The 20,991-nt window shown below is 68.1% G+C and carries 18 protein-coding genes; 9 read left to right on the plus strand and 9 right to left on the minus strand.

Features of this window, described 5'->3' with window-relative positions:
* The first annotated feature begins 162 nt into the window (after positions 1-162).
* Positions 163-480 carry a thioredoxin TrxA gene (gene trxA, locus KAJ83_RS13815; RefSeq protein ID WP_210682669.1) on the plus strand — a complete coding sequence of 106 codons (318 nt, stop codon included), beginning with the start codon at positions 163-165 and terminating at the stop codon, positions 478-480.
* Positions 481-584: 104 nt separating this feature from the next.
* On the opposite strand, the gene KAJ83_RS13820 is transcribed toward trxA, so the two are convergent.
* Positions 585-962: a gamma-butyrobetaine hydroxylase family protein gene (locus tag KAJ83_RS13820; RefSeq protein ID WP_210682670.1), complete on the minus strand. Its 378-nt coding sequence runs from the start codon at positions 960-962 to the stop codon at positions 585-587.
* A gap of 115 nt (positions 963-1,077) precedes the next feature.
* Positions 1,078-3,837, minus strand: coding sequence for an aconitate hydratase AcnA (gene acnA / locus KAJ83_RS13825; RefSeq protein WP_210682671.1), 2,760 nt, complete (start codon positions 3,835-3,837; stop codon positions 1,078-1,080).
* Between the two features lie 341 nt (positions 3,838-4,178).
* Between acnA and KAJ83_RS13830 the strand changes: the two genes are divergently transcribed.
* Positions 4,179-5,156, plus strand: a complete 978-nt coding sequence (locus KAJ83_RS13830; protein ID WP_210682672.1) for an NAD(P)-dependent oxidoreductase — start codon at positions 4,179-4,181, stop codon at positions 5,154-5,156.
* 14 nt (positions 5,157-5,170) lie between these two features.
* Here the strand turns inward: KAJ83_RS13830 and KAJ83_RS13835 are convergent, their stop codons facing one another.
* On the minus strand, positions 5,171-6,436 hold the full coding sequence (locus KAJ83_RS13835) for a sensor histidine kinase (RefSeq protein WP_210682673.1): 1,266 nt from the start codon (positions 6,434-6,436) through the stop codon (positions 5,171-5,173).
* Positions 6,437-6,565: 129 nt separating this feature from the next.
* Between KAJ83_RS13835 and KAJ83_RS13840 the strand changes: the two genes are divergently transcribed.
* On the plus strand, positions 6,566-6,844 hold the full coding sequence (locus KAJ83_RS13840; RefSeq protein WP_210682674.1) for a cupin domain-containing protein: 279 nt from the start codon (positions 6,566-6,568) through the stop codon (positions 6,842-6,844).
* Positions 6,845-6,864: 20 nt separating this feature from the next.
* On the opposite strand, the gene KAJ83_RS13845 is transcribed toward KAJ83_RS13840, so the two are convergent.
* From KAJ83_RS13845 to cobT, 4 genes are read right to left on the minus strand one after another with little or no spacing between them, the layout of a single operon-like run.
* Positions 6,865-7,425, minus strand: coding sequence for an ActR/PrrA/RegA family redox response regulator transcription factor (locus tag KAJ83_RS13845; RefSeq protein ID WP_210682675.1), 561 nt, complete (start codon positions 7,423-7,425; stop codon positions 6,865-6,867).
* Between the two features lie 53 nt (positions 7,426-7,478).
* Positions 7,479-8,906, minus strand: coding sequence for an ActS/PrrB/RegB family redox-sensitive histidine kinase (locus KAJ83_RS13850; protein WP_210682676.1), 1,428 nt, complete (start codon positions 8,904-8,906; stop codon positions 7,479-7,481).
* Positions 8,903-10,519 (minus strand): bifunctional aminoglycoside phosphotransferase/ATP-binding protein, encoded by a 1,617-nt coding sequence (locus tag KAJ83_RS13855; RefSeq protein ID WP_210682677.1) that lies wholly within the window; start codon positions 10,517-10,519, stop codon positions 8,903-8,905. The genes KAJ83_RS13850 and KAJ83_RS13855 overlap by 4 nt, the downstream gene beginning before the upstream one ends.
* A gap of 46 nt (positions 10,520-10,565) precedes the next feature.
* Positions 10,566-11,627, minus strand: coding sequence for a nicotinate-nucleotide--dimethylbenzimidazole phosphoribosyltransferase (gene cobT, locus KAJ83_RS13860; RefSeq protein ID WP_210682678.1), 1,062 nt, complete (start codon positions 11,625-11,627; stop codon positions 10,566-10,568).
* A gap of 137 nt (positions 11,628-11,764) precedes the next feature.
* Here cobT and KAJ83_RS13865 point away from each other — a divergent pair, with 137 nt between their 5' ends.
* Together KAJ83_RS13865 and KAJ83_RS13870 are read left to right on the plus strand one after the other, a co-directional pair.
* Positions 11,765-12,583, plus strand: a complete 819-nt coding sequence (locus KAJ83_RS13865) for an adenosylcobinamide-GDP ribazoletransferase (protein ID WP_210682679.1) — start codon at positions 11,765-11,767, stop codon at positions 12,581-12,583.
* 29 nt (positions 12,584-12,612) lie between these two features.
* Positions 12,613-13,260, plus strand: coding sequence for a histidine phosphatase family protein (locus tag KAJ83_RS13870; RefSeq protein WP_210682680.1), 648 nt, complete (start codon positions 12,613-12,615; stop codon positions 13,258-13,260).
* 175 nt (positions 13,261-13,435) lie between these two features.
* On the opposite strand, the gene KAJ83_RS13875 is transcribed toward KAJ83_RS13870, so the two are convergent.
* Together KAJ83_RS13875 and KAJ83_RS13880 are read right to left on the minus strand one after the other, a co-directional pair.
* Positions 13,436-14,740, minus strand: coding sequence for a DUF2336 domain-containing protein (locus KAJ83_RS13875; RefSeq protein ID WP_210682681.1), 1,305 nt, complete (start codon positions 14,738-14,740; stop codon positions 13,436-13,438).
* A complete protein-coding gene (locus KAJ83_RS13880; RefSeq protein WP_210682682.1) occupies positions 14,737-16,632 on the minus strand; it encodes a sensor domain-containing diguanylate cyclase in 1,896 nt (631 codons plus the stop codon). The genes KAJ83_RS13875 and KAJ83_RS13880 overlap by 4 nt, the downstream gene beginning before the upstream one ends.
* 543 nt (positions 16,633-17,175) lie before the next feature.
* Here KAJ83_RS13880 and KAJ83_RS13885 point away from each other — a divergent pair.
* The 4 genes from KAJ83_RS13885 to KAJ83_RS13900 all read left to right on the plus strand — a co-directional run bounded on the left by KAJ83_RS13885 (position 17,176) and on the right by KAJ83_RS13900 (position 20,940).
* The gene (locus KAJ83_RS13885) at positions 17,176-17,889 is read left to right on the plus strand and encodes a pyrimidine 5'-nucleotidase (protein ID WP_210682683.1); all 714 of its coding nucleotides are present in this window, start codon (positions 17,176-17,178) and stop codon (positions 17,887-17,889) included.
* A gap of 151 nt (positions 17,890-18,040) precedes the next feature.
* A complete protein-coding gene (locus KAJ83_RS13890; RefSeq protein ID WP_210682684.1) occupies positions 18,041-18,880 on the plus strand; it encodes a winged helix-turn-helix transcriptional regulator in 840 nt (279 codons plus the stop codon).
* A 57-nt stretch (positions 18,881-18,937) separates the two neighbouring features.
* On the plus strand, positions 18,938-19,978 hold the full coding sequence (locus tag KAJ83_RS13895) for an MraY family glycosyltransferase (protein ID WP_343222007.1): 1,041 nt from the start codon (positions 18,938-18,940) through the stop codon (positions 19,976-19,978).
* The gene (locus KAJ83_RS13900) at positions 19,975-20,940 is read left to right on the plus strand and encodes an NAD-dependent epimerase/dehydratase family protein (RefSeq protein WP_210682685.1); all 966 of its coding nucleotides are present in this window, start codon (positions 19,975-19,977) and stop codon (positions 20,938-20,940) included. The genes KAJ83_RS13895 and KAJ83_RS13900 overlap by 4 nt, the downstream gene beginning before the upstream one ends.
* Positions 20,941-20,991: the final 51 nt, after the last annotated feature.

Below are 20,991 nucleotides of genomic sequence, written 5' to 3' on the forward strand. Positions count from 1 at the left end.
AAAAGTGCGATGCTGGTCGGTCTTGCTTGACCCTCAACCGGGTGCTTCCTAGATTCGGGTAACGGTAGGCTGGCGAAACCGGCCCGGAACGGCGTTTCCGACAAGCAACCCCAGACTCCGCGCCCGGCGATCCGGCCGGACGGGACGAGAGAGGTGACCACGATGAGCACTGTAGCGATCTCTGATTCGGACTTCGAGGAGTCGGTGTTGAAGTCTGACAAGCCGGTGCTTGTCGACTACTGGGCCGAATGGTGCGGGCCCTGCAAGATGATCGCCCCGGCTCTGGAGGAGCTGGCGAGCGAGCATGAGGATTTGACCGTCGCCAAGCTCAATATCGACGAGAATCCGCAGACGCCGTCGAAATATGGCGTGCGCGGCATCCCGACGCTGATGCTGTTCAAGGACGGCCAGGTTGTCGCCACCAAGATCGGCGCGGTCCCGAAGGGCGCGCTGAATGAATGGGTGCGCAGCCAGCTTTAGCGGCTGCGCGGGCGCGAAAGCGCCCGGAAATCCATCGGTTCGTGGAAACCCCCGGCGCGGTGAGACCGCCGGGGGTTTTCTCGTGCGCCCTTATCCGATGGGCGTCACGGCTCCCGGCTCAGGCCCCGCGCCTCCAGCTCCGAGAGATATTTCGCCCAGCGCTCCTCATATTCGAGGCCAAGTTGGTGCAAATACTTCCAACTATAGATGCCGGTATCGTGCAGGTCGTCGAAGGTGATCCGGACGGCGTAATTACCGACCGGCTCCAATTCCATGATGCCGACATGCCGGCGACCGGGCACCAGCTTCTTCTGATCGGGGCTGTGACCCTGAACCTCGGCCGAAGGGCTTTCGACGCGTAGATATTCCGCCGGCAACTCGAAGCGCTTGCCGTCGTCGAAGGCGACGATCAGGCGCTTGTCCGCCTTGCGCAAGGTGATCTCCGTCGGCCAGGCCTGGGTCGAGAACCGATCCTCGCTCATTCCTCGCTCATCCTTTCGCGGTCGGGTCCAAGAAAACGGCCCCCGCCGCCTGCGCGGGCCGGGGGCCGTTCTCCAGTATCACCGGGGCCGAAGTGCCCCGGCCTGTCCCGTCGACTTACGCCGCCTTGCCCTTGGCGAGGTCGCGCAGCACGTAGTTCAGGACGCCCCCATGGCGGTAGTAATCCACCTCGGTCAGCGTGTCGATGCGGCTTTTCAGCGTGATCTCCTCGACCGAGCCGTCGGCGCGCGTGATCTTGAGCGCCACGTCCTGGCCCGGCTTCGGGTCGCCCGCGATACCGCTCAGATCGAAGACTTCCGTGCCGTCGAGCTTCAGGCTCTCGCGGTTCACGCCTTCCTTGAACTGAAGCGGCAGCACGCCCATGCCGACCAGGTTGGAGCGGTGGATACGCTCGAAGCTCTCCGCGATCACCGCCTTCACGCCGAGCAGCTTGGTGCCCTTCGCCGCCCAATCGCGCGAGGAACCCGTGCCGTATTCCTTGCCGCCGATGACGACCAGGGGCACGCCCTCGGACTGGTACTTCATGGCCGCGTCATAGACCGGCATCTGCTCGCCGGAGGGCTGATGCTTGGTGAAGCCGCCCTCGACGCCCGGCACCATCTCGTTGCGGATGCGGATATTGGCGAAGGTGCCCCGCATCATCACCTCGTGGTTGCCGCGGCGCGAGCCGTAGGAGTTGAAATCGGCGGGCCGCACCTGACGCTCCATCAGATACTGGCCGGCCGGCGTTTCCGGCTTGAAGGCACCGGCGGGCGAGATGTGGTCGGTGGTGACCGAGTCGCCCAGGATCAGCAGCGGGCGGGCGCCCTCGACGTCCGTTACCTCGCCCGGCTCCAGGCTCATCTCCTCGAAATAGGGCGGGTTCTGGACGTAAGTGGAACCGGAATTCCACTTGTAGGTTTCGCCGCCCTCGACCTTGATCTCGCGCCAGGCTTCCGGCCCCTCGAAGACGTTGGCGTAGCGCGATTGATACATTTCGCGGTTCAGGCTCTCGCGCATCACCTGCTCGATCTCGTGCGCGGTCGGCCAGACGTCCTTGAGATAGACATCATTGCCGTCCTTGTCGTGGCCGAGCGGGTCCTTGGTGATGTCGATGCACATATTGCCGGCGAGCGCATAGGCCACCACCAGCGGCGGCGAGGCGAGATAGTTGCCCCGGGTCTGCGGGTTCACCCGGCCCTCGAAATTACGGTTGCCCGAAAGCACCGAGGTGACGACCAGCTCGCCCTCGTCCACCGCCTTGGAGATATTTTCCGGCAGCGGTCCCGAATTACCGATACAGGTGGTGCAGCCATAGCCGACGAGGTTGAAGCCGAGCGCGTCGAGATCCTCCTGCAGGCCCGCGGCCTCCAGATAGTCGGTCACGACCTGCGAGCCCGGCGCCAGCGAGGTCTTCACCCACGGCTTGACCGCGATGCCCTTCTCGCGCGCCTTGCGGGCGACGAGGCCGGCGCCGATCAGAACGCTGGGGTTCGAGGTGTTGGTGCAGGAAGTGATCGCCGCGATCACCACATCGCCATGGCCGAGGGTGTAATCCTCGCCCTCGACCTGGACCTGGGTGGAATAGCCCTTGGGCGAGGCCTTGACCGGCCCGCCTTCGGAGGCGAGGCGGCTTTCCTCCTCGGTCGCCGGCTGGCCGAGGCTGTCCGCGAGCAGCCGGTCGAAGGCGACGGCCGCCTGACTGAGGCCGATCCGGTCCTGCGGGCGCTTCGGCCCGGCGAGCGAGGGCTCGACGGAGCCGAGATCGAGTTCCAGCGTGTCGGTATATTCCGGATCGGGATCACCGGCCTCGCGCCACATGCCCTGCGCCTTGGCATAGGCCTCGGCGCGCTTGATGTCGGCTTCCTCGCGGCCGGAGAAGCGCAGATAGTCGATCGTCTCCGCATCGATCGGGAAGATGCCGCAGGTCGCGCCGTATTCAGGCGCCATGTTGGCGATCGTGGCCCGGTCGGCGAGCGTCAGATGGGCGAGACCGTCGCCGAAGAATTCGACGAACTTGCCGACCACGCCCTTATTGCGAAGCATCTGGGTGACGGTCAGCACCAGATCGGTCGCGGTCATGCCCTCGGCCAGCCGGCCGGTCAACTTGAAGCCGACCACCTCGGGAATCAGCATCGAGACAGGCTGGCCCAGCATGGCGGCCTCCGCCTCGATACCGCCGACGCCCCAGCCGAGAACGCCCAAGCCGTTGATCATCGTGGTGTGACTGTCGGTGCCGACCAACGTGTCGGGATAGGCGTAGCGCGTGCCGTCGCGCTTGTCCTCGCTCGCCCACACGGTCTTGGCGAGATATTCCAGATTGACCTGGTGGCAGATGCCGGTGCCCGGCGGCACGACACGGAAATTGTCGAAGGCGGTCTGACCCCAGCGCAGGAACTCATAGCGCTCTCGGTTGCGCTCGAACTCCTTCTCGACATTCTTCTTGAAGGCGTCCGGACCGCCGAAATAATCCACCATGACGGAGTGGTCGATGACCAGATCGACCGGCGAGAGCGGGTTGATCTTCTGCGGATCGCCCTTGAGGTCGACCATGGCGTCGCGCATGGCGGCCAGATCGACCACCGCCGGCACGCCGGTGAAGTCCTGCATCAACACCCGCGCGGGCCGATAGGCGATCTCGCGGGTGGACTTCTTCTCCTTCAGCCAATCCGCCATCGCCTGGATATCCTCGGTCGTGACCGAGCGGCCGTCCTCGAAGCGCAGCAGGTTTTCCAGCAGCACCTTCAGCGAGAAGGGCAGCTTGGCGACGGAACCGATATGCTTCTCGGCCTCGGCGATGGAGAAATATTCGTAAGACTCACCCTCGACATCGAGTGTCTTGCGGGTCTTCAGCGTGTCCTGGCCTACCTGTGTCATGGCGATCTAGGAACCCCTCTCAAGCAATCGTGCGCGGCGTTCCGGCCCGGCTTGGGAAGGGCGGGCGCCGCCGCACTGGTTTGTTCCGCGCGTCCCGCTGGGGGGATCGGTGCCGGGTTGGGTCGCGGGGTGAAACCCCCGCGCACGGCACCGCCGGACGCGCCCGGCTTTCGTTGCGTTGCACATAGCCAGGAATCCCGGCAATCGCAAGGGGCAAGGGGCCGATGCCGGGGGTCACGGCCGGCGCGCGGCGCCCTGGCCCAAGCGCTTTCCCTGGAACCGCGCCAGATTTCGACGGTAGCGTTCTCGCCAGGATAGTCTCAGGGACCGGGATGGGCTTCATGCGGACGATCGGTTTCATCGGGCTCGGCAATGTCGGTGGGAAACTCGCCGGCAGCCTCGCGCGGAACGGGTTCGAGGTGACGGTGCTCGATCTCGACCCGGCCGCCGTCGCGCGGCTGGTGGCGGCCGGCGCGCGGGTCGGGGAAGGTGCTGCGGCGCTCGCCCGCGATTGCGAGATGGTGATCACCTGCCTGCCATCGCCCGCCGCCAGCGCGGCCGTGGTCGAGGGGCCGGGCGGCCTGCTGGAGGGGCTGACTCCCGGAACGCTCTGGGCGGAGATGAGCACCACCGACGCCGCCGAGGTCCAGCGCCTGGGCGCGGCGGTCACGGCCAGGGGCGGGCTGCCGATCGACTGCCCGGTCTCCGGCGGATGCCATCGCGCGGCGACGGGGAATATCGCCATCTTCGCCGGGTGCGAGCGCGAGGCGTTCGATCGCGCGTTGCCCGCGCTCTCCGCCATGGGCCGGCAATTGCTTCACACCGGGCCACTCGGCAGCGCATCCGTGCTGAAGGTCGTCACCAACTATCTGGCGACGGCCAATCTGCTTTCGCTCTGCGAGGCGCTGGTCACCTCGGAACGCGCGGGCCTCGACCTCGCCACCGCCTATGAGGGTATCCGAATTTCCTCCGGAAACTCCTTCGTCCACGAAACCGAAAGCCAGGTCATCCTGAACGGCAGCCGGGATATCAATTTCACCATGGATCTGGTGCTAAAGGATCTCGGCCTGTTCGAGGGGGTGGCGAAGCGCGCCGGCGTACCGCTGGAAATCGCCCCGCTGCTGTCGCGCATCTTCACCGACGGCGCGGCGCGCTACGGCGCGCGGGCCTGGTCGCCCAGCATTATCCGCCGGCTGGAGGAGGCGACGGGCGCCGACGTGCGCGCGCCCGGCTTCCCCGACCAGATGGTCGACGACGAACCGGAGGCCCCGGGCGCGGAAATCCATCCCCGGCGCGCGCAAGAACCGGGATCGGTATAGGGTTTCGACCTCGATCAGGCCATCAACCGTTCGGGCGGGAAGCGCAGGATCGCGCACGTCCCCTCGCCCGGCGCGCTTTCCAGAATCAACCGGCCACCGTGCTTCTCCATGAAACGGGCGCAGAGCGGCAAGCCGAGGCCGACTCCGTCCTGGGCGCCGCCGGCATGGCCATCCAGCCGGTGGAAGGGCGTCAGCGCCTCCTCGACCTGCCGCGCCGACATGCCGGGTCCGTAATCGGTCACCGCGATATCGATTCCCCCTTCCGGCGACCGTGCGAGGCTCATGGTAAGCGGGCTATTCGTTCCACCGTACTTCATCGCGTTGGTAAGCAGATTGATCAACGCCTGGGTCACCACCCTGGGGTCGGCACGCAGGACCGGCCGCGCATCCGGCAGATCATTCTCGATGCGCGCGCTCTGGCCGTCGGGGCGGGACTTCACCATTCGAACCGCCTTCTCGGCGAGGTCCGCCGGATCGATATCCTCCTCCCGCAATTCGAAGACGCCGGCCTCGATCCGGCTCAGATCCAGCACATCGCCGATAATGCCGAGCAGATGGGTCCCGCTGGTGTGAATGTCCCGTGCGTAATCGCGATAGCGGGCACGCATCCCGGGACCCAGCGTTTCCTCCGAAATGATCTCGGAATAGGCCAGGATGACATTGAGGGGGGTGCGCAGCTCGTGACTCATATGGGCCAGGAAATCGGACTTCGCGCGCGAGGCGTGCTCGGCTTGCGTCCGGGCCTCGATCAACTCTCCCTGCACCCGCTCGCGCCGGGCGATCTCCTCTCGCAAGCGCGCATTGGCCTTTTCGAGTTCGGCCGTGCGGGCCGCCACCCGATCCTCCAGATCGGCGTTGAGGGCGTTGATCTCCGCGTTCGCCGCCGCCAGCGCCGTCGGGCTCGGCAGCGCCAGCGCGCGCGGCAGCATGGGCCAGAGCGCCACCGCCGTCACGAAGGACACCCCGGCCGTGGCTGCCTTGACCCACCCTTCGGTCAGATAGATCGGCTCCCAGATCGTGATCGCCCCGATCAGATGCGTCGTACCGCAGAGCAGGATGAAGGCGGCCCCCAGCCAAACGAGCCAGCGATGCTTGAGATCCAGGCGCTTGACGGCAAAATAGGCGATGGCGAAGGGAATCGAATAGTAGGAAAAAGCGATGATCGCATCGGAGAAAACATGCAGGCCGAGCAGTCGCGGGTCCCAGCTAAGGCAATAGCCATGCGCGTAGAAAGGTGAGGTTGAGAAGATACTCGACACGGAATCGGCTTCGGTCGCCATGGCATGCCTCCATGGATCGCGCCGCGCGCGCTGTTGAGCGCCCCACCCGGCTGAAACCTATCCTATAACGGTTACCTTATTTCAAGCGCTCGATTAGGTTGTCATTATCATGGCGAGGAGACACGGCCCATGCACCTGCGGGATTACCTGAGAATGGCGGCGGAAAAGGGATATGACGCACCGTTGGAGAAACATTGGGCGCCGGGTCATCTGAATGACAGCCACACTCATGACGAGGATTTGTTTCTGCTGATCCTGGAGGGCGGCATGGCGGGCGGCGCGAAGGCCGAGCCCACCTGGTGCGGTCCCGGCGATACGATCGAGGTGCCTGGCGGCACCGACCATATCGAACGCGGCGGCGCGGCGGGCGTGCGTTTCCTGGCGACCGTGCGACGATCGACCATGTAGGTGCCGGAAAGGCGAACCCCTCAGGGGCGCGGCGCGTGCTTGTTCAGGATGCGTTGCAGGGTGCGGCGGTGCATCTTCAGGCGCCGCGCGGTCTCGGAAACATTGCGCTCGCACTGCTCGAAGACCCGCTGGATATGCTCCCAGCGCACGCGGTCGGCGGACATCGGCTCCGCCGGCGGGGGCGGCAGGTCGCCCTGCCCCTCGCCCAGCAGTGCCGAGGCGATCTGATCCGCGTCCGCCGGTTTCGCCAGATAATCGACGGCGCCGCGCTTGATGGCCGTCACCGCGCTGGCGATGTTGCCATAGCCGGTCAGCATGACGATGCGCATGTCGCCCCGCGCCTGGCGCAGCGCATCCACCACCTCCAGCCCGTTGCCGTCGGCGAGCCGCATGTCGACCAGCGCGAAGGCGGGCGGATGATCGGCCGCGATCTCCAGCCCGTGCGCGACGCTCTCCGCCTCGCTTACCGTGAAACCGCGCCCTTCCATGGCGCGGGCCAAACGGCGGCGCAGCGGCGCGTCGTCGTCGACGATGAGCAGCGTGCGCTCGCGCACCGGGTTCGGCAATCCTTCGGGTGTCATGACGATCGACCTCATCTTTTGAAAATGCGCCGTCCACTCGGCAATCTAACGCATTATGCCGGCCCTTCCAGCACCGCGCGCGGCAAGGTTACCTCGACCTCCGCGCCACGCCGGTTCCGGAAGGTGAGCTGACCACCGATCGATTCCAGCAGGGTGGAGGCGATGAAGACGCCGAGCCCGAGATGACCCTGGCGTCCGGCCCGGCTCGATATATAGGGTTCCCCCAGCAGTTGGAGGATATGCGGGGCGAAACCGGGTCCGTCGTCCTTGATCCGCACCGTCACGTGATCCGCTCGCCAGGACAGGCGGATGGTGACGCGCGCGCGCGCGAACTGTCCCGCATTGGCGATCAGATTGCCGAGACCATGCAGAACCTCCGGCCGGCGCATCAGGTCGGGTTGCGGTCCCTCGGTCGGCGGCGCCTCCTCGATCGTGAGCGCGATGCCGTCGGGAACGTGGTTTGCCGCCGCCGCCTCGACCAGCGCCGTCAGGCTGAGACGCTCATAGGGGTCGCTCTCGCCCGGCCGGACCGCGCCCGCCCCGCCGGGACCACCCCCGGTCGACGACACCGGCCGCCGCTCCAGGCCGACCAGGATGTCGCGGCAGCGCTGGCTCTGCTCGTGCAGCAGGTCGATATCCTCGCGCAGCGGGTCGTCGGGATGCACCTCGGCCTGCAGCTCCCTGGTCACCACCGCGATGGTGGCGAGCGGCGAGCCCAGCTCATGCGCCGCCGCCGCCGCCAGCGCGCCGACAGAGGACATTTCCCGCTCCTTGGCCAGCGCCGCCTCGCTCTCCGCCAGCGCCGCCGTCAGGCGCCGCGTATCGTCGGTCACCGACCAGACATAGATGCCGATGAAGACCAGCGCGACCGACCCCGCCGTCCACAGCCCCAACAGATAGGTGCGCGGCAGGGTGACGCCGCCCGCGCTCCACGGCAGGGGGTAATGCCACAGCGCCAGCAGCGCCGCGATGACGAGCGCCAACAGGATGATGCCGGCGGCCGCGCGGCGGCTGAGGATCGTCGCCGCCACCGTCACCGGCCCCAGGATCAGGATCGAGAACGGGTTGGCGAGCCCGCCCGTGAAGGCCAGCAACGTGCCGAGCTGCACCAGATCGAAAGCCATGATGCGGGCGGCGCGCGCCTCCGAAATCCGCCCCGGCCCCGCCGGCGCCGTGACCCACAGCCAGATATTGGCCAGCGCCAGCGCCCCGATGGTCGCGAAACATTCGATCAGGGCCACCGGGAAATCCAGGGCGTCGTGGACGGTCAATACCGCCACCACCTGTCCCACCACCGCGATCCAGCGGATCAGCAGCAGGGTGCGGGGATGAATCGCGACCCGGCGCGCGGCGCCGGTGGCCGCGGAATCCTGCGGCACCGCCGCGCCGCCCCGGCCGGGCAGCCGCCGGGGCGGAACCGGGTCCTCCTCGTCCTCCGACAGGGCAACCCGACGGCGGCGGTTACGGAAGGGCGGAATCATCGCGATTCCTCCGCCCCATCGGCACCGCCGAGCCTTTCCAAGGCGCGCCGCGCCAGAACCTCGACCGGTTCGCCGGTGGCGAGCGTCGGCCAGGCGACGTCGCCCGCGCCCGCCGCGCGCTGCGCGCGCACCACGGCGGCATCGGCGTCGGAGGCATCGCCGCGCCGGGCGGCGACGCGCGCTTCCAGCACCGACGCCGGCGCCTCCAGCCACAAACCCGCGAAGGGGACGCCCGCGTCCGCCGCCACCGCCGCGATCCGCGCGCGGCTGTCCGGATGGGTGAAGGTCGCATCCGCGATGACCGAAACCCCCTGGTCGAGGAGGTCGCGGGCCCGCGCCTCCATATCGGCATAGACCGCCCGGCTGACCGCCGTGGCATAGGCCGCGCCCGGCAGGCGTTCCGCCTCATCCACGCCGAAGCGCGCCTTGCGCAGCCGGTCGCTGCGCAGCACCGCCGCGCCGGGCGCCCCGCCGAGCGCGGGCGCGATCGCGCGGGCCAGCGTCGATTTCCCCGTTCCGGAGAAACCGCCGACGGCGATCAATCGCGGAGCGGGCGGCGCCGGATAGGCGATCGCCGCCTCCAGATAGCCGCGCGCCTCCGCGCGCATCGCCTCGGCGCGGTCGGGATCGTCCTGCACCGCCGCGCCGGCGGCCGTCACCTTCGCGCGCACCGCCGCGCGCATGGAAAGATAAAGCGGCATCAACCCCTGGCCCACAATAGTACCGGCCACCTCGTCCGCCGCCTCAAGATAGCGGTCGCGGACCAGAGCGGCCGAGGCGCGCAGGCCCCGATGCTCCAGATCCATCAACAGGAAGGCGAGATCGTAGAGCGGGTCGATCGCCGAGAACGCCTCGTTGAAGTCGATGCAGTCGAAAAGCGTCGGGCGCCCGTCGATTTCGCAGATATTGCGCAGATGCAGATCGCCGTGACAGCGCCTTACCGCGCCCCCCCGCGCGGCGAGCGCGGCCGTATCCGCCGCCAGCCGCGCCTCCGTCGCCACTTCCAGCGCCTCGACCCTTTCCGGCGGCAATCCATCCCGTCCCACCATGTCCGAGACATTGCCACGCGCGATCCCGGCGGCCGCGGCCGGCCAATCGATATCGGCGACCGGCGCCGCGGCCGCATGGAAGGCCGCGATGATGCCCGCCAGATCGGCGAGCTTGCCGTCATCCAGCGACCCGGCTTCCGCCTGCCGGTCGAATAATGTATCGGTATCGAAACGGCGCATTACCGTGACCCAATCGACCACATTCCCCGGCGCGGCGTGGTCGATGTCGGCCGGGTCCTCGATCACGGGGCCAAGGGTCAGGGTCCCGTTTACAGCCTCGATCGGTGCCATGCCGAGATAGAGGTCGGGCGCCGTTCGGCGGTTGAGCGTCACTTCCGCCGCGACGGCGGCGCGGCGTTTCCCGACGGTGGAGAGGTCCATGAAATCGAACCGGACCGCGCGCTTCAGCTTCAACACCCGATCGGGCCCGAGGAAAACGGCGCTGGCATGGGTATCGATCCGATCCACCGTGCCGTCCGGGCCGAGGCCGTGCGTCGCGGGGGCGGCCAGCAGGGCGAGCTGGCGCGACTGGTCCTCGGTGACGAAGGCGGCGGTTTCGGCCATGACGTCTCCTGGATGGCCGGTCGGGGCGGCCCGAGGGAAGGGCGGGTCAGCCCGCCGGCCCGCTTACCGACGCTTCCGCGAAGGTCGCCATGCCGGCATGGCAGGCGAGCGCGGATTTGACGATGCCGAGCGCGACCGCCGCGCCCGACCCTTCGCCGAGCCGCATGCCGAGATCCAGCAGCGGTTGCTTGTCCAACACCTCGAGGAGGCGGGCATGGCCCGGCTCGGCCGAGCGGTGGGCGACGACGCAATGGTCGAGCGCGCGCGCGTCCACCGCATGCAGGACGGCGGCGGCGACCGTCGCCGCATAGCCGTCCAGGATCACCGGCACCCGCCCCATGCGCGCCGCGATGACCGCGCCCGTGATGGCGGCGAGTTCCAGCCCGCCCAACCGGCGCAGCGCATCGAACGGATCGGCGATGGCGGGGCCGTGCAGGGCGACGCCGGCCTCCACCGCCGCGATCTTGGCGGCCATGGCCGCGCCCTCGACGCCGGTGCCGGGGCCGGTCCAATCCCGGGCCTCCCCACCGAACAACGCCTGGGCGAGGGCGGCCGCGCTGGTCGAATTGCCGATCCCCATCTCGCCGAGACAGAGGATATCGACCCCTTCCTCCACCGCCATCATGCCATAGGCCAGCGCGGTGGCGACATCCGCCTCGCCCATCGCCGGTTCGGTCGTGAAATCGTTGGTCGGATGGTCCAGCGCCATCTCATAGACACGCAATTCCGCGTCATGGGTAAGGCAGAGCTGATTGACCGCCGCGCCGCCGCGCTGGAAATTCGCGACCATCTGGGCCGTCACGGTCGACGGATAGGCGGAGACGCCGCGCGCGGCGATGCCGTGATTGGCGGCGAAGACGGCGACGCGGGGACGCTCGGCCCGGGCCGGGTGGCGGCCCTGCCAGGCGGCGGCCCATTCCGCGAGCGTCTCCAACCGGCCGAGCGCGCCCGCCGGCTTGGTCAGTTCCGCTTCACGCGCGCGGGCCTTCTCCGCCGCCGCCTCGTCCGGGCCCGGCAGGCCGCGCATCAGCCCCCGAATCTCGTCGAGACTGGCTTCGGGTCCGGTTTCAGCCGCCGGGTCACGATCGGGCTGGCTCTCCGCGCTCATGGTTCGTCTCTTCCTTTTTGGCCCCGGGTTGGCCCCGGGTCGATCCTGGAAACGATTCCCGGAATTCCGTCCCGGCCGGGCGGGCGAGGCGCCAAATCAATTGCACCCGCCGCGCCCGAGGCTTAGAGACTCCCACCATGACGGGCAAGCGACAAGACCGCGCACGGGCCTTCGCGTCGAGCCACCTCGGCACGGCGACGGCCGATCTGCTCTGTGCCATCGCCTTCCTGACCCGCCTGCCGGTTCCGGCGGGCTCGGCGGCGCATGCCCGTCCGCTTTCCGGCGCGGCCTGGGCCTTTCCGCTGGTCGGGCTGCCGGTGGGGCTGGCGGCGGGCGCCGCGATGGCGCTGGCCGACGCATTGGGGGTTCCGGCGCTGGCGGCGGCGCTTCTTGGGCTCGCGCTTTCCGCCTTCGTGACCGGCGCGCTGCATGAGGACGGTCTGGCCGACATGCTGGACGGGGCGTGGGGCGGAATGGACCGCGCACGGCGGCTGGCGATCATGCGCGACAGCCGGATCGGCGGCTATGGCGCGCTGGGCCTGGTGATCGCGACCGGGATCAAGGCCGCCTGCCTTGCCCATCTGATCGGCGGGGCGGGCGCGGAAGCCGCATGGCTGGCCTTGATCGCGGCGGCCATGGTGGGGCGGGGGGCGCTGCCCGCGGTGATGCACGGCCTTGGTCACGCGCGGGAGACGGGGTTGGCCGCCATGGCCGGCCGTCCCGACGCGCGGCGGACGGGGATCGCCGCCGCGATCGGCATCATCGCGCTGCCGCTGCTGCTTGGCCCCGGCGCGGGCGTCGTGGCCGGATTGCTGGCGGCGCTCGTCGCGGCGAAGCTGGCGTTCGTGGCGCGGTGGAAGCTGGGCGGGCAGACGGGCGACGTGCTGGGCGCGATCGAGCAGGCGGTGGAAATCACGGTGCTGCTGTGCGCGGCCGCGGCGATCGATCCGGTTTGAAAAGAATAGGATAAACGGGAGGACGGTGAATGACGGCGATCGTGACCCGATGGTGGTGGGTACGTCATGCCCCCGTGACGGAGAATGAGGGCCGGATCTATGGCGCGGCCGATCTGAATTGCGTGACCGACGACGCGGCCGCCTTCTCGGGTCTCGCGGACCTACTGCCGGAGAAGGCGCGGCTGGTGACCAGCCATCTGAAGCGCACCCGGCAGACGGCGGACGCGATCCGGGCCGCCGGCCTTGCCCTGCCGGAACCGCTGGTCGAACCCGATATCGGCGAGCAGAGCTTCGGCGACTGGCAGGGCAAGCATCATGCGGAACTGCAAACCGAGGAGGCCTTTACCGGCCATCATTTCTGGCTCTGCCCCGGTCATTTCCGGCCGCCGGGCGGGGAAAGCTTCGCCGATCTGATCGCGCGGACGGCGCCAGCGATCGAACGGTTGTCGGACGACCACCCGGACGGCGATATCGTGGCCGTCGGCCATGGCGGCACCATCCGCGCGGCGCTCGCGCTGGCGCTCGGCCTGGATGCGGAAGGGGCGCTCGCCTTCACCATCGATAATCTGTCGGTCACGCGCCTGGACCGCATCGTGGAACGCGGCTCGGCACCGGACGGCCACCGCGACCGGCGCATGTGGCGCGTCGTGATGGTGAATCGCGCACCCCACGCCTGATCCCTGGCGCAATGATGGCTTCATATGAAGCCGGCCCGAACGCCCCCTTCAACCGTCCTTACCGACCCCCGAACCGGATACCCCAGACCGGACCAAGACCGGGAAATCAGACCGGGGAATCAGACGGGGGGAAAGGATTCCCGCTCCCGCCAGGTCGATATGAAATCATCATGCGCTAATCCCGCTTAACGAGCGGTTCCCGGTAGAAATCGATCTGCCAGGCCATGTCCTCGGGTTTCATCGGCCAGTCCGGGCCATCCACGCGAATCATCGTCTCCGGGGGAATGCCCGCCAATTGAATCTGAAGCTGATTGGCCAGATGAGGGCGGAGCGACGCCCGCCAGGTCAAGGCGACGAGCGCCTTGGGCACGCGGCGTGCGACAATCTCTCCGACCATCTCGCTCGGCAGGTCGGCAAGCATGGCGAGCGCCAGCACGACGAAGCGCTTCTCGCCCTTGGCGAGCGCCATCTCGATCGCCTTGGCGTCCAGCTTTCCAGCCTTGGCGAGTTGATCGACCCGATCCTCGACATCGTCCTGATCGGCCCATTCAGGCTCCGGCCGCTCCTTGTTCTCGGACTCGATCCGGCGCTCCACCGCCTGGGCCACGGCGATCAGGGTCTCGTCATCGAGGTCTACCCGCTTCTGCAGCCGGTCAAGCAGATGCATCGCGACGAAGCTCGCGATCCGGCGCGCCGCCTTGGGCGAGAGCTTGGGCCGCACGACCAGGGGCTCGTGCCAACTCTCCACTCCGGGCGCCTTATCGAGGATGATGTCCAACGTTTCCTCGCGAAGCTGCGCGGAGGGGTTGGCGAGCAAGGCCGAGATCGCCTGCTCGTCACCACTCTGCACGATCGCTTCCGAGAGACCGGGCGCGACACCCCCCCGCCGGGAGATCGCCGCGAGCGCGCCCTGGATCGGACTGGATCGGATAATCGAGAGGAGATCGTCGTCGCTCAATACCGGCGAGAATTCGAGCACCGGCTGCGCGACGGACAGCTCGGAATCATGCGCCAGCAAGCGAATGACGCTGGCCGGCGCGTTCGCGACGTCCTTGAGCGCGTCGGCCAGGATACGTCGCACCTGGACCAGTTGATCCTCCGCCAGGACCTCCAACGCCTCGACCGTCAAACGGTAAAGGGTGGACCGCTGGTCCTCCGCCATGTCGGGCGTTAGGCGTGCGATCTTCGCGGCCAGATCGCCGCGCACCCCGACCTCGTGATCCTTGGTCAGGACCAAATCGGCCTGGCGGGGCGTCCGATCGTTCCGCGCGACGGCGCGCCGTACATCGGGATCGGTGTCCTCGGCCAGGAAATACAGGACCTCGGGCTGGGTGTCCGGGTGCCGCGCGAGCGCGACCCGCACGGCGGCGTTCTCGTTGCCGGCGAGTTCACGCATCTGTTCGTAGCTCAAGCGGTCGGGCAATATGATCGGACGGGTGGGATCGAGTCCGGCCGGCACCGTCGCATCCTTTTTGCTCATCCTTCCCCCTCGTCCGGTTCCTTGTGCTTGTTTGCCCCGCCGGCTCGATCCCTGTCCCGCCGACTTCCGTCCCGCGCGCCCCGAGAGATGGTCCCATCGGCGAACCGGGTACCGCGCTTGCCTTCTTCCTTGGCCCTATACATGGCGGAATCCGCGGCAGCCAGGATCGTCGCCACGTTCGGCGGCTCCACCCCGCCGATCGCCTCGGAGAGCGAGGGGTCGGGGGAGACCATGACGATTCCAACCGACGCGCCGAGACCGCCGCCATCCGCGGCCATCCCCGTGTCGAGGGCGGTGATCTCCGCGATGAAGGCTTCCGCCCGGTGGCGGGCGATATCCGCGGCCGCCCCTTCGAGCCATATCGCGAACTCGTCACCGCCGAGACGCGCCGTCAAATCGTATCCGCGCGTACCCTTTCGCAGACATTCACCCAGGGAACATAGGACCCGGTCGCCGGTCTCGTGCCCATGGCGGTCGTTGATCGGTTTGAAATTGTCCAAATCGATATAGAGCAACGCCCCGCCCTCGCCGCGCCGCCAGCACCGCTGGAGCCCGATCGCCAGATCCTCGAAGAAGGCGCGGCGGTTCAACAGCCCCGTCAGGTCGTCCGTCCGCGACAGCTTCTCCAACTGAATCTGATCGGCGATCTGCCGAAAGGCGATCGCGAAATGTTGCTCGACCGCCTCCAGCAGCCGTCTCTCCTCGCCGCTCCAATCACCGGCGAGGCTTTCGCGCCAGAGCGAGATGATCCCGACCGTCTCGCCGCTGTGGCGGCCCGCGATACCGATCCATCGATGGGTCCGCGTCGACCCTTCCACCACCTTGTCGGCGGCGATGATGCGCGCGCCGGCGGCTTCCAGGGTCTCCGCTTCCGGCGCCGCGCCATAGCTTGCCTCGAGCAGGACCTGGTCGTGGTCGAAGATGCGCAAGGCCGCCCCGGGCGCACTCGCCGCGCGGGCGACGGCGGCGGCGGCCGCCGCCAGCATCTGTTCCGGCTCGACCGCGCCGCGCAGGGCCGAGAGTATGTATTGAACCAATCGCTCGCGCGATTTCATCTCGGCGAGTTCCGCCTGCTGCCGACGCTCGCGCGTTATATCGATGGCGATGCCCCGCGCCCCGGCCCGCACACCCACGCCATCGCGCATCGGCGCGGCCGAGATCGCCAGGCACCGCGCCTCGCCATTGCCCGCGCGCATCCAAAGCTCGACATTGCGGACGGCTTCGCGGGCCTCGAAAGGCAGCATCGCCGGCGCGCTATCCGGGTCGATGATCAGGTCGCGCGCGGGCTGACCGGCCAGGTTTTCCGGCGGGTAGCCGAGAGCCCCGCGCGCGGAGACGAAGGTGAAGCAGCCGTCGATATCGGTCTCCCAGGCGAAATCCGCCGCCAGATCGACCAAATCCTTGAAGCGCGTTCGCGATTCCGCGAGCGCGGTGCGGATGCTCGCATCCAACGTGAAATCCCGGCCCAGCACCAGCATTGTCCCGTCGGCCTGCGGCAGGATGGTGATTTCGAGCCGCCCCCGCCCGTTCGGCGCCGGAAGCTCCCGGGTCAGCCCCTCCCGGGCGATCCGCGCCTTCACGGCGAGTTGGACGAGTTGAGGCATGACCGTCACGCCGCCATCCCCGCCGAGATGGCGCGCCAACGTCTTGCCGGCCGGGTTCAATCCTAGAGGATTGGCGGACCGGTCGAGCAGCAGGGCGGGACCGGGATAGCCCGCGAAGACGCCGGTCAGCGCCTCGCCGCCGGCCAGCGCGACCGTCCGCGAAGCATCCGCGCCGGATACCCCGCCCTCATGGGATTCACCATCGCGGGGGCCGGGTTCCGTGGCCCTATCTTCCTGGGCGGGGGAGTCGGTAGGCGTATCGTCGACCTTGCTCGAACCCGTTCTCATCCCGGATCTCCATCCCCGCGATCCCTTTCTGTACGAGCATTCGCGGGCCCGCCTTCCATCACGAATGAAAAGTCTCGCACAGGCACCTTAATCCCCTCTAAACATCCCGGAAACCCGCATATCGGAAAATGCACTCCGTGTGGACACGCGGGGATTTACCCGGAATTGCGACGCGCCACCCGGCCGAATGTCCGACAGGACTTGCCGTGACGGCGGCCCTCGGCCATCCTCACCGGCAAGGCGCGATGGAGGGGACGTCGCCCGATAGGTTCCGGCGCATTGTCCGGGGCGATCGGGCGGGTTCGTATCCCGCCGGGCGCCACCCATGGCGACGAACCCTTGGGGCGACCAAACCTTGGGGCGACCAAACCTTGGGGCGACCAAACCTTGGGGCGATGACGTGAAGGGCGGTGGAGCGATGCCTCCCCTCGCGATCCTCCCGGAATTCCGGTCTTGCTCCGTTGATCCCGATAAGTCGAAGCGTGCTCCATGTCCGATCCATCCACCTTGCCAAGACGCGATACCGCCTCGAACGGGACGACGATGACGACGTCCGACATCGAGAGGGCGCATCCGTCGGCGCTCCGCTCGGCGGAGACCTGGATTTTCGATCTCGACAACACGCTCTATCCCGCCCGGTGCAATCTGTTCGATCAGGTCGACCGGCGGATGAGCGCGTTCATCTCGCGTACGCTGGATATTCCTCAGGTGGAAGCCCGCGCGATACAGAAGAAATACTTCCGAGAGTACGGCACCACACTCTCCGGCTTGATGGATCGTCACGGCGTGAATCCCGCGGAGTTCCTCGGCTTCGTGCATGATATCGACTATTCACCGATCACCGGCGACCCCCGATTGGCCGGGGCTTTGGACCGCATCGCCGCGCGCAAGGTGATCCTCACCAACGGCACCGTGGCCCATGCCGAGGCGGTTGTGGAGCGTTTGGGCATCGCGCGACATTTCGACGCGATTTTCGATATAGAAGCCGCCGGCTATGTGCCCAAGCCACGCCCCGAGCCTTACCACGCCCTTCTCGCGCGCGAAGGGATCGCGCCGGAGCGCGCGGTCATGGTGGAGGATATCGCCCAGAACCTCGAAATTCCGGCCCAACTGGGCATGCGGACGGTCTGGGTACGCACGGATCACGCCTGGTCCCATCCCGGCGTGGCGGACGAAGGCGCGGCGCCCGCCGCCTATGTCCATCATGTCACCGAGGATTTGGGGGATTTCCTGGAGTTGCTCCTGGCGGCGCCTTGAGTCACTCTCTTCCCATACCTCGCGTATTTCTCCAGCATTTTAATTGAATTCATTGTTTCACTTGACGTTCACACTCTGAACGTCTTAGTGTTCGCTGGCTGAACGGGATGTTGTGGGGCGGTCGGTGCCGCCCCCATAGGGGAGGGGTATCATGGCCGGCGACGGCAAGGACGAGGATTCGGTGAATTCGGAGACGGCGATCACGCTCGGACTGTTGAGCGCGGTCGAACGGGGCGATCATATCACCCAACGCGGCTTGGCGAACGAACTCGGAATCGCGCTCGGATTGGCGAATTCCTATCTCAAGCGTTGTGTGCGCAAGGGCTTGATCCGCGTCGATCAGGCGCCGCCAAACCGATACAGCTATTATCTGACCGCCCATGGCGCGGCCGAGAAGGCCCGCCTCACGGCCGAATATCTGAGCGGTTCCTTTTCCTTCTTCCGCCTCGCCCGCGCGCAATGCGTGGCCGAATTGCGCCGCGCGATCGAGCGCGGCTACCGCCGCATGGCGCTGGTCGGTGTCAGTGAATTGACGGAGATCGCCGTCCTCGCCCAACACGAGGCGCGGATCGAGTTCGTCGGCATTCTGGAGCCGTCGATGCGCCCGCGCATGTTCGCGGGTCTGCAGGTCGTGCCCGATGCGGCCGGCCTGCCGAAACACGACGCCTTGCTGGTGACCGACATCAAGCGCGCGCAGCAAGTACATGAGCGACTGGTCGCGCGCTACGGCGCCAATCGGGTTTTCGCGCCCCCCATGCTGCATGTATCGGACCCCAACCACCGCATGGTCGTCCATGCCCCCGCCCCGACCGTGACCCCCCCGGCATCCGCCGGGCAGGCGGTATCCTTCGGTCGGCCCCAAGGTCAATCCACGGACCACCGAACCGCCGACGACCGGTCCGTCGATATGGGCCGGGCCGATATGGGCCGGACCGTTCCCAGCGGTGCATCCCCCTTCCGCCCGGCCGCCACGGTGGCGGAGGGGCGCTGATGCGCGCACCGGCGCGCGCGACGACGGGCCGGCGCGTCCAGGCGGAAGGGCGGGGTCGTGCGCCTTCCTGACCTGTCGTTCGACGCCCTGATCCATATCCCCGCGCTTCTCGTCCCCTGGGGCGTGCTCGCCGCGACGTTGGCCGCATTCGCCGCCTGGGCCGGAACCGGCATCGCGCGGCGGCTTTTGCTGGGCTCCGGGGTCCTGGACCGGCCGAACGCACGTTCCAGCCATGAGGTTCCGACACCGCGCGGCGGCGGGCTCGCGGTGGTTTCGGTCGTGCTGATGCTGCTCGCGGCGATGACGGGCGCGGCGGCATTCGGCCTCGCGCCGCCGGTGACGCCGGCCATCTGGATGGCGGCCGCGCTGGTGCTGGCCATCGTCTCTTTTCGCGACGATGTGCGACCCCTGCCGGCGGGGCTCCGTTTCGGGGTGCAGATCGTGGCGGCGCTGGCGGCCCTGCCGCCGATCCTGGCGATCGGCCCGGTGACGCAGGGCTGGCTGCCGGTATGGCTCGACGCGACCGTCGCGGTGCTGGCCTGGGTCGCCTTCATCAATTTCTTCAATTTCATGGACGGGATCGACGGCATCGCCGGGGTCGAGACCGTGGCGATCGGCCTCGGCATCGCGGGCGTCGGCGTCGCCACCGGCCTGTGGGCATGGTTCGGGCCGGGCATGGTGCTGGCGGGGGCGGCGGCCGGGTTCCTGCTGTGGAACTGGCACCCGGCGCGCATCTTCCTGGGAGATGTCGGCAGCGTGCCGCTGGGCTTCCTGCTGGGGGGGCTGCTGCTGATGCTGGCCGCCGCCGGCTTCTGGGCCAGCGCGCTGATCCTGCCGGCCTATTACCTGACGGACGCCGGGCTGACCCTGCTGCGCCGGCTGGCGCGGGGAGAGCGAATCTGGCAGCCTCACCGCAGTCATTTCTATCAGCGGGCGGCGCGCGCGCGCGGCGACCACGCGGTCGTTTCGAAGGCGGTCGCATTGGCCAATCTGGGGCTCGTGCTGGCTGCCTGGGCGGCGCTGCTGATGCCGGTCGCCGCGCTGTGCGCGGCGGCGCTGATCGTGGCGGGGATAGTGCTGTGGATGACACGCGCATGAGCGACGGGCCCGCGCCCGACCCATCATCCGGCCCCCGGCCCGAAGCCCGGCCCGAACCCCGACATGAAGGGGCGGGGCGGCCGGTCGGGGACGGGCCGGTGCTGGTGACCGGCGCCGGCGGTTTCGTCGGCCGCGCCGTGGTGCCGGCGCTGGAGCGCGCGGGCTATCGGGTGCGTCCCGTCGGCCGCGCCGAGGTGGGGGAAATCCATCGCGGCACCGACTGGGGCCCGCATCTGGAGGGGGTGACGGCGGTCGTCCATCTGGCCGCCCGGGTTCATGTCATGCGCGAGCGCGCGCCCGATCCGGCCGCCGCCTTCCGGGAAGTCAATCTCTACGGCACCGCCGGGCTCATCGCCCAAGCGCGTGAAGCCGGGGTCCGCCGCTTCGTTTTCATGAGCAGCATCAAGGTCCTGGGCGACCGGGGGCGGAACCTCGACCCCCATGCCGAACCGATGCCGGAAGACCCCTATGCCGTCAGTAAGATCGAGGCGGAATTGGCGCTGCGCGACCTGAAGGGCCCCGACATGGATGCCGTCGTGCTGCGTCCGCCGCTGGTCCATGGGCCCGGCGTCGGCGGGAACTTCGCGCGCCTGATGCGGCTGGTGGCGCGGGGCCTGCCGTTGCCGCTGGCCTCGGTCGACAATGCGCGTTCGCTGATCCAGGTGGAGAATCTGGCCGACGCGGTGCGTCACGCGCTCGCCTGCCGGCCGGATACCTATCATCCGAAGGACGAACGGGACCTCTCGACCCCGGAATTGCTGCACTATCTCGCCCAGGCGATGGATCGTCCGGCGCGGCTCTTCCCCATGCCGGTCTGGGCATTGAAGGCGGCGGGCCTCGCCACCGGCCGCTATCCGGAGATCGAACGGCTGGTCCACAGCCTGACCGTCGACGGCGAGATGGACGGCTGGCGCCCCCCGCTCGACACGGAAGAGGGGCTGCGCCGCACCGTCGCGGGCTGAATGCGGCGGGGCCTCGCGCCGCCCGTCGCTTGCGCCTGTTTCATCGCGGGA

The sequence above is a fragment of the Marivibrio halodurans genome, from assembly GCF_017963645.1.
Classification (GTDB): domain Bacteria; phylum Pseudomonadota; class Alphaproteobacteria; order UBA8366; family Aestuariispiraceae; genus Marivibrio; species Marivibrio halodurans.